We start from the raw sequence: 13,627 nt of genomic DNA on the forward strand, positions 1-13,627 counted from the left end.
ACCGCGCGCCGCCGCGCTTAGGTCACGAACGGCGATGCATCCGGATGGCGCTCAAGCAGCACGGTTCTCAGCTTCGCCAGGGCCCGGTTTTCGATCTGGCGCACACGCTCCTTGGATACGCCGAGACTGTCGCCCAGGCTTTCCAGCGTCGCGCCGCTCTCGCGCAGGCGGCGCCGTTCGATGATCTCGCGCTCGCGCGGATCCAGAGCCTCCATCGCCTCGCGCAGCCAGCGGCTGCGGCGCTCGCCGTCGATCATGCCGCCGACCGTCTGATCCTGCAAAGGCGCGTCCGAAACCAGAAGGTCCTGGCGTCCCGCGCCCGGCCCGTCCTCCCGGTCGCCAATCGGGGCGTTGAGCGACTGATCCGGTGCCGAAAGCCGCGCGTCCATCAGCGCGACATCCGCCGCAGAAACCCCGATCGTGCTGGCGATCCGGTCGAACAGAACCCCGTCGGGCACGCCCGGATGCGCCCGCGCGAGCTTGGCACGCAATCGCCTGAGACCGAAGAAAAGGGCTTTCTGCGAGGAACTGGTGCCGCCGCGCACGATCGACCAGTTGCGCAGGATGTAATCCTGGATCGAGGCGCGGATCCACCACGCGGCATAGGTCGAAAAGCGCACGCCGCGCTCGGGATCGAACCGTGCGGCCGCCTCGAGCAGCCCGACATGGCCTTCCTGAACGAGTTCGTTCACCGGCAAGCCGTAGCGGCGGAACTTGGCGGCCATCGAGACGGCCAGACGCATATGCGCCAGGACAACCTGGTGCAGAGCCTCTTGATCCTGCCGTTCCTTCCAGCGCACGGTAAGGGCGTGTTCCTGGTCGCGCTGGAGGTAGGGCGCCTTCATCGCCGCCCGCATCATGCTGTCACTCGCGGTCTGTCTGCTCATGCGGCCCTCTGCTTGCGATGGCATGCACCACGTTCTACGCTTCGGCGACCGGTCTGGATCAGCCGAACGCGGTGCGTCGGAGACATTCCTTTGTGGGGATGGGCCGATCGGTTGAAGGCGAAACGCAAAATGACGGCATTCGTTGCATGATCACCATCGACCGGGCCGATCTCGCCTTTCAACTGCACGACCTGCTCGACACCGCGCGGCTTGCCGAATATCCGCGTTTCGCCGACTATGACGCCGCCGCGATCGACGGCGTCCTCGACACGGCCGAGCGGATCGCCCTCGACCATTTCCTGCCGCATGCGGCCCTGCTCGACGAAAACGAACCCGCCTTTGTCGACGGCAAGGTGGTGATGGACGAGGCCGTCGGCGAAGCGTTGCGGCATTATCGCGAGGCCGGCTTCTTCGGCGCCGCCTTCGACAACGAATGGGGCGGCATGCAGATGCCGGAAACGGTCCGGCAGGCGGCAGCGTTCATGTTCATGATGGCCAATGTCGGCACGTCGGGCTATCCCTTCCTGACCGCCGGCGCCGCCAATCTTGTCGCCAGTTTCGGTAGCCCAACGCACAAGGAACTGTTCCTGCGCCCGCTGGTCGAGGGCCGCTTCTTCGGCACGATGTGCCTGTCCGAACCGCAGGCCGGCTCCTCGCTCAGCGATATCACCACCAGTGCTGTGCCGGCGGGCGACGGCGAGTACCGAATTAGCGGCCGCAAGATGTGGATTTCGGGCGGCGACCACGAGCTCTCCGACAATATCGTCCACATGGTCCTGGCTCGCATCAAGGGCGCGCCGCCCGGCGTTAAAGGCATATCCTTGTTCATCGTGCCCAAATACCGTCTCGGCCCCGACGGCGCGCCCGGAGAGCGCAACGGCGTGGTCTTGGCCGGTTTGAACCACAAGATGGGGTATCGCGGCACCACCAACACGCTGCTTCATTTCGGCGAAGACGAGCCCGCGATCGGCCAACTTCTCGGCGAGCCGCATCGCGGCCTCGCCTATATGTTCCAGATGATGAACGAGGCGCGCATCGGCGTCGGCCTCGGTGCGGTGGCCTTGGCTGCGGCGGGATACCGGGCCTCGCTCGCCTACGCCCGCGAGCGCCCGCAGGGACGCCATCCCGACAGCAAGGATCCGGCGAGCCCGCCGGTGGCCATCATCGAGCACGCCGACGTCAAGCGCCTGCTTCTGGCCCAGAAAGCGGCCGTCGAAGGGGCGCTCGCGCTGGTGCTTTATGCCGCCGACCTCGTCGACCGTATCCGCGTGGCCGAGGACAGCCAGGCCCGTCGCGACGACGAACTGCTGCTCGACCTGTTGACGCCGCTGGTAAAATCCTGGCCGTCCGAATACTGCCTGGAGGCCAACAAGCATGCCATCCAGGTGCTGGGCGGCTATGGCTATACCCGCGACTATCCTGTCGAGCGGCTTTATCGCGACAATCGGCTCAACCCGATCCATGAGGGCACCCACGGCATCCAGGGCATGGATCTGCTCGGCCGCAAGGTTTCGCAAGCCGGCGGTGCCGGCGTCAGGACGCTGGCCGAACGCATTATGGAAGACGTCAAGGCCGCGCACGGGCTGGATGGGCTCGCCGGTTTCGCCGAAACGCTCGCGACCCATCTTTCCGAGACGGTCACAACCACCGGCACACTTGCGCGAACGGTCGCGGAAAACCCGCGTCTTGGGCTCGCCAACGCAACGATCTATCTCGACATGCTCGGCCATGTCGTGATCGCCTGGATGTGGTTGAGGCAGGCGATGACCGCGGCAAGCCAACGCGCGAACGGCGACGGCGATCCGGACTTCCTCGACGGCAAGCTCGCCGCCTGCCGCTATTTCTTCGTGCATGAGCTGCCGGTCGCGCGCGTCAAGCGCGAACTGCTCGACAGTCTCGACGATGCGACGCTGACGATGCGACCCGCCTGGTTCTGAGCGGGCCGGCGGGACGCCCGCAATTGCCTGAGCCCTCTCGGCGTCATGCCCGGCGCGGGAAATCCACAACGAACCGAGCGCCGCCGCCCTGCGGGGTTTCGAGCCGGACGCTTGCGCCATGGTGATGGGCGATCTGGCGCACCAGCGACAAGCCGAGCCCCCAACCGCCCGCCGTCTCGCTGCGCCCGGCCGGCCGGTAGAACGGCTCGAACACCCGCTCGCTTTCACCCTCGGGAACGCCCTTGCCGCGGTCCTCGACGCTCAATCGGACGAAATCGGGCGTCAGCGCCACGTTGGCCCTCATCGGCTCGGCGCCGTGGCGCAGCGCGTTCTGCATCAGATTGCGCACCAGCCGGGTGATCAGCCGCGGATCGCCCGTGATCTGTGCCGGCATACCGCTAACCGGAATTTTCAGGCGCGCGCCCTCTTCCGTAACGAGCGCGAGGAGATCGAGCGTCTGGGGATTGTCGAGTCGCTCGAGATGGTCGAGCCGGCTTGCCAGCAGGATCTCGTCGACCAGTTCGTTGATCTCGGCCAGATTGCGGACGATTTCCCGCTTGGTCGCCTCCGCCGGCGCACGCTCGTAGAGGTCGATCGCCATGCGCAGCCGGGCAAGCGGCGAGCGCAGTTCGTGACTGGCATTGGCCAGCAGGCTGCGGTGGGCGGTAATCAGATGCTCGATCTGGGCTGCGGCCCGATTGAAGCTCTTCGCCACCGCCGCCACCTCGTCGCGACCGCGATCGTCGACGCGCGTCACCAGCGCGCCTTCGCCCCAGGCGTCGACCCCGCGCCGCAGCCGTTCCAGGCGCCGCGTCAACTGCCGCACCACCGGATAGGCGGCCAGGCCGATAACACCGGCGATCAGCGCCAGATAGGCGATCGGATTGCGGCCGGGAGGCCCGAACGGCCGCTCCCTGCGCGCGGCCAGCGCGCGTCCGTCGGGAAGCCGCATGACGAAGACATGCCCGCCGCCGTTTCGCGCGTGCCGCCCGGAACGCCCCAGCACAGCGGCATCGATCGGCGCGCCGGCGCGCGCCAGCACAAGACCGTCCCGGTCGAACAGGGTGAGATCGGTGTCGAACGTCTCGGACAGGCGCGTCAGGGTCGCCGCGATTTCCGCCGGCCTGCCGTCGGCCGGCAGGATCGCCGCCACGAACAGATCGCGCTGGGCGCGCCAGCCGGTGTCGCGCTCGTCCAAGCCGATACGCACGACAACGGCGCCGACGAGCGCGACCACGGCGAGACTGGCCAGCAGAGTCAGATACATCTTGAGAAAAAGACTGCCGCGCATGAGCCGGTCCCGGTCCAGACAAGGAGAAAGCTAGAGATCGTCCTGGTAGCGCGCGAACACATAGCCCGCGCCACGCACCGTGATCAGCCGCCGCGGATGTTTCGGGTCGGTCTCGATCGCAGCGCGGATGCGCGAAACATGCACGTCGATCGATCGGTCGAACGCCTCGAGTTCCTCGCCGCGCGTCATGTCCATGAGCTGGTCGCGCGACAGGGTCCGTCCGGCATTCCTGGCCAGCGCCAGAAGAAGGTCGAACTGATGACTGGTCAGCCTGCACTCGGTCCCGTCGAGCCGCGCCGCGCGCGAGCCCGGATCGATCTCCAGCCGCCCGAAGCGCAACACACGCTCGCCGCCCGTGCCGCGACGCCGGCGCAGGATCGCCTTGAGCCGGGCGAGCAATTCGCGCGGGTTGAACGGTTTCGGCAAATAATCGTCCGCGCCGAGTTCGAGCCCGACGATGCGGTCGGTCTCTTCTCCCTTCGCCGTCAACATCAGCACCGGAACGTCGGAGACCGCGCGGATGCGCCGGCAGGTCTCGAACCCGTCAATATCCGGCAGCATGATGTCGAGAATGACGGCGTCCGGCGCCTGCTTCTGCAATTCCGACAACCCGTCCGCCGCGCTCGCCGCGCTTCGCACGGCAAATCCGTTCCCCGTCAGATAGTCGGCCAGCATGGCGGACAGGCGGGTATCGTCGTCGACGATCAGCACCTGTTCCGCCATGCCCAGCCTCCTTTCATGACCACCGGCCCGAAAGCCGTTTGTCAGCGGCGATGATGCCTGCCGCGCTTTCCGATATGCTCGGCGAGCTTGGCGCGCTGCTCCGGCGTCAGCACCTCGGCCGCGTCGAGCAGCGCCTCCGTCATCTTGCGCGAGACCTCGTCCATTGCCTGCACCCGCTCGCCCCGCAGCTTTTCGGCCGCCTCGCGGTCGACGGTCGGTGCGCTGATGATATTGACGATATCCTTGCGCGTGTCACGGAATTCGCGGATCATCGGCCGCATTTCGGCGCGCGCGGCATCGATGATTTCCCACAATTTGTCCTGCTGCTCGTCCGTGGCGCCAATCTCGTCCAGCATATGGCCCATCCGCCGCTCCATCATGAAACCGCCCATGCCGCCCATGCGAGCCTTAAGGAACTGGCCGCCCATATGTGCGTCTGCCCCCCCGAAGCCGCCGCCGGCCGCAGCCACAAGGCCGGTTCCGGCGATCGCCGCCAGGGCCAGCCCGCCCACGACCGCACCGCGCATCCAGCCGCGCGAGCGCGACGACCCGGTGTTGATCGAATCGTCGAAATGATGCTTGTCGTCCTGCATGGTCTTGATCCTCTGTTCGGCAGCACCGTCGCTGCGATGGGATCACACTAAGCGGCCAACGTTTCCCGCCTTACCGGTCAATGTAAAGAAGTGTGAAGCGGTATCGGACCCAAGCGACACCGCGCCTGCGCACGAAAAAAGCCCGGTCGGTGTCCGACCGGGCGTCCTTTCGTCGACCGGAGTTCGGTCGAACTACATATGGATCGGTTTGGCGAAAGTGGCGAGCGCCGCTTCCTTGACCGATTCCGACATGGTCGGATGACCGTGACATGTGCGGGCCAGATCCTCGGACGAGCCGCCGAACTCCATCAGAACCGCGACTTCCTGGATCAGTTCGCCGGCTCCGAAGCCAACAATATGCGCACCGAGCACGCGGTCGGTCTTCTTGTCGGCGAGGATCTTGACGAATCCGTCGGTTTTCAGCATCGCGCGCGCACGCCCATTGGCGGAGAACGGGAACTTTCCGGCCCGGTAGTCGACGCCGGCCTTTTTCAGCTCTTCCTCGGTCTTGCCGATCGAAGCGACTTCGGGACTGGTGTAGACGACGCTCGGAATGACGTCGTAATTCACGTGGCCGGCCTGGCCGGCGATGATCTCGGCAACCGCAACGCCTTCGTCCTCGGCCTTGTGCGCCAGCATCGGGCCGGCGATCACGTCACCGATCGCGTAGATACCCGGGATCGAGGTGCGGAAATGACTGTCCGTGCGCACCCGTCCGCGCTCGTCGAGCACGATGCCGGCCTGTTCGCAACCGAGACCCTCGATGAACGGCTTGCGCCCGGTCGCCACCAGCACGACATCGGCGTCGAGCGTTTCGGCCTCGCCGCCCCTGACGGGCTCGAAGCTGACGGTCGCTCCCTTCTTGGCCTTTTTCACCCCGGTCACCTTCTGGCCGAGCTTGAAATCGAAGCCCTGCTTGCCGAGCATGCGCTGGAACTGCTTGGCGACCTCGCCGTCCATGCCGCCGAGAATCGTGTCGAGAAACTCCACCACCGTGACCTTTGCGCCGAGGCGCGCCCAAACCGAACCCAGCTCGAGCCCGATCACGCCGCCGCCGACCACCACCATCGAGGACGGCACCTTTTCCAGCGCCAGCGCACCCGTCGACGACACGACCGTCTTTTCGTCGAACTCCAGCTCGACACCGGGAATGCCGGCGACGTCGGAACCGGTGGCGATCACGATGTTCTTGGCCTCAACCTCCTTGGTCGCGCCATCGGCGTCGGTCACTTCCAGCTTGCCTTCGCCGATGATCCGGCCGGTGCCGCGCAAGCCGTCGATCTTGTTCTTCTTGAACAGGAAATCGAGACCCTTGGTGTTCTGGTCCACCGTTTGGGTCTTGTGCGCCATCATCGCCTTGAGATTGAGCTTCGGCTTGCCGACCTCGACGCCCAGCGCCTCCAGGCCGTGCCCGGCCTCCATGAAGGCTTCAGAGGCGTGCAGCAACGCCTTGGAGGGAATGCAACCGACATTGACGCAGGTCCCGCCATAGGTCGGGCGCTTTTCCACCACCGCCGTCTTCAGCCCCAGCTGTGCGGCCTTGATGGCGCAGACATATCCGCCCGGCCCGCCCCCGATCACGACAACGTCATATGTCATGGCTGCTTCCTTTCATTCGGTTCTTTCAGCGGCCGCCGCCCAGTTTTGGGATCGCGCCCGTGGTATAGGACGCCTCGTCGGACAAATGCCAGAGCGCGGCCGATGCAATTTCGTCTGGTCTGCCTTCCCGCTTCATCACCACGGTGCAGCCCAGGCGTCCGGGGCAGAGTTCTCGGTTGCCGCGCCGCCGGAACTGACGGGCTGGGCACAAGCACGCTGCCGTCGCTCATTCCTGGCACCCACTGAGCGCGAACACGTCCCACGGAAGCACGCTGACGCCGTCGGCGCCGTAAATGCGCGAATGGCGGACCGCCGCGCCGAAACCGGGTAGAAGCAACTGTGCGGCCGCCGGCTTGCCGCGCTCCGGCATCGTCGTGACAGTGCCGCCGGCGTCGATGCCGTAGATCGGCCCTTCCCAGATCGTGCAGGCCGCCAGCTCCTCGCCGGTGACGTCGCCGTCCGGACATTGGTGCATCGCCAGACCGTAAGGTCGCGCGCCCGGATCGGTTTGCATCACGATGCCGTCGAGCACGACGCCGTTCTGCGCGAAGGCCAGCTTGAATTCGATCGCGTGCAGAGCCGCGCCCGGCAGCGCAGGACGAAAATCGATCCCCGTCGACCCTTCACGTTCGGAATAGACGGCCAGTTCCTGCGGACAAGCCGCGCGGGCCTCGGCGTACGGAAAGGCCAGCACCGCGAGCGCGGCGACAGCCGCGCGCACCCCGTACCCGTATCGGCCGCGCGCGGGAGCGGGCCGGGCCTGCGCGGCACCCTTCATCGCTACCCGCCTTGTTCCAGTGGCGCGTTGAACGACCACACATGGCCGAACGGATCGCGGATCTTGCCGTAGCGGGCGCCCCAGAACTGGTCGTCGACCGGCAAAACGACCTGCGCGCCCGCCGCCACGGCACGCGCGACAGCGGCGTCGACTTCATCCGGCTTGGCGAGGTTGATGTTGACGGTCGCGCTCGCCCCGCCGCGCGAGGTCGGCCCCAGCACATCCTTGGAGATTTCGGGAAACTCGTCCTGCAGCATGACTTCCGAGCCGAACATCGACAGGTTGGCATGCAGCACGCGTTCCCCGTCTTCGGCCATCTGCTCGAACGTCTCCACGGCGCCGAACGCCGCCTCGTAGAAGGCGATCGCTGCCTTGCCGTCCTTGACGCATAAATGAACCTGGATCGGGGGAATCTCCGGCTCGAAGCCCATATCAGTTCAGTCCTGTTTGTTGGTCAGCGCCTGCCCCGGACACGCCGGCATCCCGTCCTAGCGCTGCGCGAGCGCAAGCCGCAGGCCGAACCCCGCGAAAGCCAGGGCAACCGTACGCCGCATCCAGCGCAGCGCCGTTTCACTCGTCAGCAGCCTCGCGCCGATCATCGCCGCGAAACTGCCATAGATGACGAAGACTGCGAAGGTCATCGCCATGAACACCACGCCCAACCCCAGCATTCGGCCGACGGGTGCGGCCGCCGCCGGATCGATAAACTGCGGCAGGAAGGCGAGAAAAAACACCGACAATTTCGGGTTGAGGATGTTGATCACAAACCCCGTGCGTACCGTCGCCAGCAGGCCCGGGGCCGGCCGGCGGCCGCCGTCGAGCCGCATCGGACCGCTTTCCTGGAGCGTGCGCCAGGCCAAATAGAGGAGATAGGCGGCGCCGGCATATTTGAGCACCTGGAACAAAACCGCGCTGGTGTGCAGGACCGCGGCCAGACCGAGCACCGAGGCGAGGATGGCGGGAACGATGCCGAGCGTGCAGCCGAAGGCGGCGGCGATACTGGCCCGCCGCCCGGCCGAAAGCCCGGTCGCGATCGTATAGACCACGCCGGTGCCCGGCACGAGAATGACGATCAGCGCGGTGATCAGGTACTCGATGCTCATCGCCACACCTCCCGGCGTTTAGAGGTCCAGCACCAGCCTTTCCGGATCTTCCAGGCTTTCCTTGACCCGGACCAGGAAGGTGACCGCCTCCTTGCCGTCGACGATACGATGATCGTAGGACAGCGCAAGATACATCATCGGCCGAATCTTGATTTCGCCGCCCACCACCATCGGCCGTTCCTGGATCTTGTGCATGCCCAGAATGCCCGATTGCGGCGCGTTGAGGATCGGCGTCGACATCAGCGATCCGTAGACGCCGCCGTTGGAAATAGTGAAGGTACCGCCCTGCATGTCGGCGAGCGCCAGCTTGCCGTCCCGGGCCGCCGCGCCCAGCCGGCCGATCTCCTTCTCGACCTCGGCAATTCCCATCTGGTCGGCATCGCGCACCACCGGCACCACAAGCCCCTTGTCGGTGCCGACGGCGACGCCGACGTGACAGAAATTCTTGTAGATGATGTCGGTGCCGTCGATCTCGGCATTCACGGCCGGGATTTCCTTCAGCGCGTGACAGACCGCCTTGGTGAAGAAACCCATGAAGCCGAGCTTCACGCCATGCTTCTTTTCGAACAAATCCTTGTAGCGCTTGCGCAGCTCCATCACCGCGCCCAGATCGACCTCGTTGAAGGTCGTCAGCATGGCCGCGGTATCCTGCGCTTCCTTCAGGCGCCGCGCGATCGTCTGGCGCAGGCGCGTCATCTTCACGCGTTCCTCGCGCGGTTCATCGGCGTCCGAGGACGGCGCGCGCGCCACTTTCGGCGTCTCCGTTGCCGCGCTCGCCGCCCCGCGGGCCGGTTCGCCGGCACCCTTGGTGGCCGCGCCGGCGTCCTTGCCGCGCTCAAGCGCCGCCAAAACGTCGGATTTCAGGATCTGGCCTTCCTTGCCCGATCCGGCGATGTCGCCGGCCTCGAGCTTGTTTTCTTCCATCAGCTTCTGGGCGGCCGGCGCCGGCGGGCGCGAAGATTCCGTGCCGCCACCGCCGTGGCGCGCATCGCGCGCCGCCGTCGATGCGGACTCGCCGGTCGTCGCCGCGGCGCCTGCCTCGATGCGCGCCAGCAATGCCCCCACCTCGACCTCGTCGCCCTTTTTGACCGCGAGTTCGCGCAGCACCCCGTCGACCGGCGCCATCACTTCCTGGGCCGCCTTGTCGGTCTCCAGCTCCAGGATCGGCTCATCCGCTTTCACCGCATCGCCGACGGCCTTGTAGACCTCGCCGACCTGGGCCTCGGTTACGGATTCGCCGGCCGACGGCACGTTGACGTCGACCAGCTTGCCGCTGCTCGGCGAGGGGGCCGCCTCGCCCCCGCCCTCAGCCGCCTTCGGGCTCTGCTTCTTGTCGTCGTTCTTGGCCGCGGCCGATGCGCCCGCCTCGCCGAGCGTGCCCAAAAGCGCGCCCACCTCGACGGTCTCGCCTTCCTGAACGGCGATTTCGCTAAGCGTGCCGGCGGCGGGAGCCGGCACCTCCAGGGTCACCTTGTCGGTCTCCAGTTCAACGATCGGCTCGTCGGCGGCGACTGATTCGCCCACCTTCTTGAACCAGCGGCCGACGGTGGCTTCGGTGACCGATTCACCGAGCGTGGGAACGCGAATTTCGCTTGCCATGATATATGCTTCCGTTGCCTTCAATTGGACCCGGACGGGTTCATTCGCCGAGCGCGTCTTCGAGGAACGCCTCGAGCTGCGCAAGATGTTTGGACATCAGCCCGGTCGCCGGCGAGGCCGCGGCCGGACGGCCGGCATAACGCACGCGCTGATGTTTGGCGTCGATATGGGCAAGCACCCATTCCAGATAGGGATCGATGAACGACCAGGCACCCATATTCTTGGGCTCCTCCTGACACCACACCATTTCCGCGTTGCGGAACCGTGACAGCTCGTTGATCAGCGCCTTGGCCGGGAACGGGTAGAGTTGCTCGACCCTGAGCAGGTAGACATCGTCGATGCCGCGATTCTCTCGGTCCTCGTAGAGATCGTAATAGACCTTGCCCGAGCACAAAACGACACGCCGGATCTTGGAATCCTTGACCAGCTTGATCTTCTGGTCCGGCAACATCTGCGCGTCGTCCCACAACAGCCTGTGAAACGTGCTTTCGCCCGCCATTTCCGCCAGCGTCGACACCGCGCGCTTGTGGCGCAGCAGCGATTTCGGCGTCATCAGGATCAGCGGTTTGCGGAAATCGCGTTTCAGCTGCCGCCGCAGGATGTGGAAATAGTTGGCCGGCGTGGTGACGTTGGCGACCTGCATATTGTCCTCGGCGCACAATTGCAGGAATCGTTCCAGCCGCGCGGACGAATGCTCGGGGCCCTGGCCCTCGTAGCCGTGCGGCAACAGGCAGACCAGCCCGGACATGCGCAGCCATTTGCGCTCGCCCGACGAGATGAACTGGTCGAACACCACCTGGGCGCCGTTGACGAAATCGCCGAACTGGGCCTCCCACAGCACCAAGGCCCGCGGATCGGCCAGCGAATAGCCGTATTCGAAGCCGAGCACGGCCTCTTCCGACAGCATCGAGTTGATGACCTCGTAATGGGCCTGCGCAGGACCAAGATTGTTGAGCGGGATGAAGCGTCGCTCGTCCCTTTGGTCGTAGAGCACGGAGTGCCGCTGCGAAAAGGTGCCGCGCTCCGAATCCTGCCCCGACAAGCGCACCGGCGTGCCGTCCTGAAGGATCGCGCCGAACGCCAGCGCTTCCGCCAGCGCCCAGTCGATGCCCTCGCCGGCGTCCAGTGCCTTGCGGCGGTTTTCCAGGAAGCGGTTGATCGTGCGGTGCGCCTCGAAATCCTTGGGCACCTCGGTCAGCTTCTTGCCGATCTCCTTCAGCGTCTTCAGCGGCACAGCCGTCTTGCCGCGACGCTGTTCGTCCTGATTGTCGGCCGTCCTCAGCCCCGACCAGGCGCCGTCCAGCCAGTCCGCCTTGTTGGGCTTGTAGGTTTGGCCGGCCTCGAACTCCTCTTCCAGCCGGGCGCGCCAGTCCGCCTTGAGCTTTTCGAACTCGCCCTCGGTGATCAGGCCTTCCGCGATCAGCTTCTTGCCGTAGATCTGGGCGGTCGTGGGATGCGTCCGGATCTTCTTGTACATCATCGGCTGGGTGAAGGCCGGCTCGTCGCCCTCGTTATGGCCGAAGCGCCGGTAGCAGAACATGTCGATGACCACCGGCTTGTGAAACTTCATCCGGAACTCGGTCGCCACCTTGGCGGCGTAGACCACGGCCTCGGGATCGTCGCCGTTGACGTGGAAGATCGGCGCCTCGATCATCTTGGCGACGTCGGACGGATAGGGCGAGGAGCGCGAGAAGCGTGGATTCGTGGTAAAGCCGATCTGGTTGTTGATGATGAAGTGAAGCGTTCCCGCCACGCGGTGCCCGCGCAGGCCCGACAGGCCCAGACACTCCGCGACCACGCCCTGGCCGGCAAAGGCGGCATCGCCGTGCAGGAGCAACGGCAGCACCTTCACGCGTTCGGGCAGCGGCACGATCTCCTCGCGCTTACGCCCGAAAATCTGGTCCTGCTTGGCGCGCGCCTTACCCATCACCACCGGATTGACGATTTCCAGATGGGACGGGTTGGCGGTCAGCGACAGATGCACCGTGTTGCCGTCGAATTCGCGGTCCGACGAGGCACCGAGATGGTACTTGACATCGCCAGACCCTTCGACGTCGTCGGGCGCGAAGGAGCCGCCCTTGAATTCGTGGAAGATCGCCCGGTGCGGCTTGCCCATCACCTGCGACAGCACGTTGAGCCGGCCGCGATGAGCCATGCCAAGCACGACTTCCTTCATCCCGAGCGCACCGCCGCGCTTCAATATCTGTTCCAGCGCCGGTATCAAAGCCTCGGCGCCGTCGAGGCCGAACCGCTTTGTGCCCTTGTACTTGACGTCGATGAACTGTTCGAAGCCTTCCGATTCGACGAGCTTCTGCAGGATGGCCAGCTTGCCGTTGGTGGTGAAGGCAATACCCTTGTCCGGGCCTTCGATCCGCTCCTGGATCCACGCTTTCTCCTCCGGATTGGAGATGTGCATGAACTCCACGCCGAGCGTCGAGCAGTAGGTGCGCCTGAGAATGTCGAGCATTTCGCGGATGGTCGCGAATTCCAGCCCCAGCACATGATCGATGAAGATCGGCTTGTCGTAGTCGGCCTCGGTGAAGCCATAGGCTTCCGGCGACAGTTCGTTATAGTCCTCGAGCGGATTTGCCAGGCCGAGCGGATCGAGATTGGCATGCAGATGGCCGCGCATGCGATAGGCGCGGATCATCATGATCGCGCGCACGGAATTGCGCGTCGAGCGCAGCATTTCCTCGTCGCTGAGCGTAACACCGCCCTTGGCGGCCTTCTCCTTTATCTTGCCGGAGAGGCGGGTTTCGACCTGTGCCCAGTCGCCGTCGAAAGCCGACACCAGTTCGCCATTGGCCGTGATCGGCCAGTTCGCACGCTCCCAGGAGGCCCCCTGCGCGTTCTTGCGCACATCGTCGGCGTCGTCCTTGAGTTGAGCGAAATAATCGCGCCAATCCGCATCGACGGACGCCGGATCGTCCTGATAGGCGGCGTAGAGCTCCTCGATATAGTGGGCGTTGCCGCCGTAGAGGAAGGAGGTGATCGAGAACCGGTCGTTGGCCTGATCCTGCCGTGACATTACCCTGTCGGAGCCTGTGCGCCCCGTCCCTAGTTTTAAGTCCGCCCGCCGCCGCGCGGTCGAGCATTGTTCTTGTTCGTCAGCCCCAT

At 65.3% G+C, this 13,627-nt stretch carries 11 protein-coding genes; 1 reads left to right on the forward strand and 10 read right to left on the reverse strand.

The features are described from left to right. Positions 1-17: 17 nt before the first annotated feature. Positions 18-887, reverse strand: coding sequence for an RNA polymerase factor sigma-32 (locus C7T96_RS05185; RefSeq protein WP_106570128.1), 870 nt, complete (start codon positions 885-887; stop codon positions 18-20). Positions 888-1,033: 146 nt separating this feature from the next. Between C7T96_RS05185 and C7T96_RS05190 the strand changes: the two genes are divergently transcribed. After that, positions 1,034-2,824, forward strand: coding sequence for an acyl-CoA dehydrogenase (locus tag C7T96_RS05190; protein ID WP_106570499.1), 1,791 nt, complete (start codon positions 1,034-1,036; stop codon positions 2,822-2,824). Between the two features lie 43 nt (positions 2,825-2,867). Here C7T96_RS05190 and C7T96_RS05195 read toward each other — a convergent pair whose 3' ends face one another. From C7T96_RS05195 to C7T96_RS05240, 9 genes are all read right to left on the reverse strand, one after another. Beyond that, positions 2,868-4,115, reverse strand: coding sequence for an ATP-binding protein (locus C7T96_RS05195; RefSeq protein ID WP_106570129.1), 1,248 nt, complete (start codon positions 4,113-4,115; stop codon positions 2,868-2,870). Positions 4,116-4,145: 30 nt separating this feature from the next. Then, entirely contained in the window at positions 4,146-4,838 is a 693-nt protein-coding gene (locus tag C7T96_RS05200; protein WP_106570130.1) for a response regulator transcription factor, read from the reverse strand. Positions 4,839-4,879: 41 nt separating this feature from the next. Further along, a complete protein-coding gene (locus C7T96_RS05205; RefSeq protein ID WP_106570131.1) occupies positions 4,880-5,431 on the reverse strand; it encodes a Spy/CpxP family protein refolding chaperone in 552 nt (183 codons plus the stop codon). Between the two features lie 192 nt (positions 5,432-5,623). Beyond that, on the reverse strand, positions 5,624-7,030 hold the full coding sequence (gene lpdA / locus C7T96_RS05210) for a dihydrolipoyl dehydrogenase (RefSeq protein ID WP_106570132.1): 1,407 nt from the start codon (positions 7,028-7,030) through the stop codon (positions 5,624-5,626). Positions 7,031-7,256: 226 nt separating this feature from the next. Further along, entirely contained in the window at positions 7,257-7,808 is a 552-nt protein-coding gene (locus C7T96_RS05220) for a hypothetical protein (RefSeq protein ID WP_245414068.1), read from the reverse strand. Between the two features lie 2 nt (positions 7,809-7,810). Continuing rightward, a complete protein-coding gene (locus C7T96_RS05225; protein ID WP_106570133.1) occupies positions 7,811-8,239 on the reverse strand; it encodes a VOC family protein in 429 nt (142 codons plus the stop codon). Positions 8,240-8,296: 57 nt separating this feature from the next. Further along, positions 8,297-8,911 carry a LysE family translocator gene (locus tag C7T96_RS05230; protein WP_106570134.1) on the reverse strand — a complete coding sequence of 205 codons (615 nt, stop codon included), beginning with the start codon at positions 8,909-8,911 and terminating at the stop codon, positions 8,297-8,299. Positions 8,912-8,929: 18 nt separating this feature from the next. Continuing rightward, on the reverse strand, positions 8,930-10,510 hold the full coding sequence (odhB, locus tag C7T96_RS05235; RefSeq protein WP_106570135.1) for a 2-oxoglutarate dehydrogenase complex dihydrolipoyllysine-residue succinyltransferase: 1,581 nt from the start codon (positions 10,508-10,510) through the stop codon (positions 8,930-8,932). Positions 10,511-10,550: 40 nt separating this feature from the next. Continuing rightward, entirely contained in the window at positions 10,551-13,538 is a 2,988-nt protein-coding gene (locus C7T96_RS05240) for a 2-oxoglutarate dehydrogenase E1 component (protein WP_106570136.1), read from the reverse strand. Between the last annotated feature and the right edge of the window lie 89 nt (positions 13,539-13,627).

It is taken from the genome of Nitratireductor sp. StC3 (assembly GCF_003015025.1).
Classification (GTDB): domain Bacteria; phylum Pseudomonadota; class Alphaproteobacteria; order Rhizobiales; family Rhizobiaceae; genus Mangrovimarina; species Mangrovimarina alexandrii.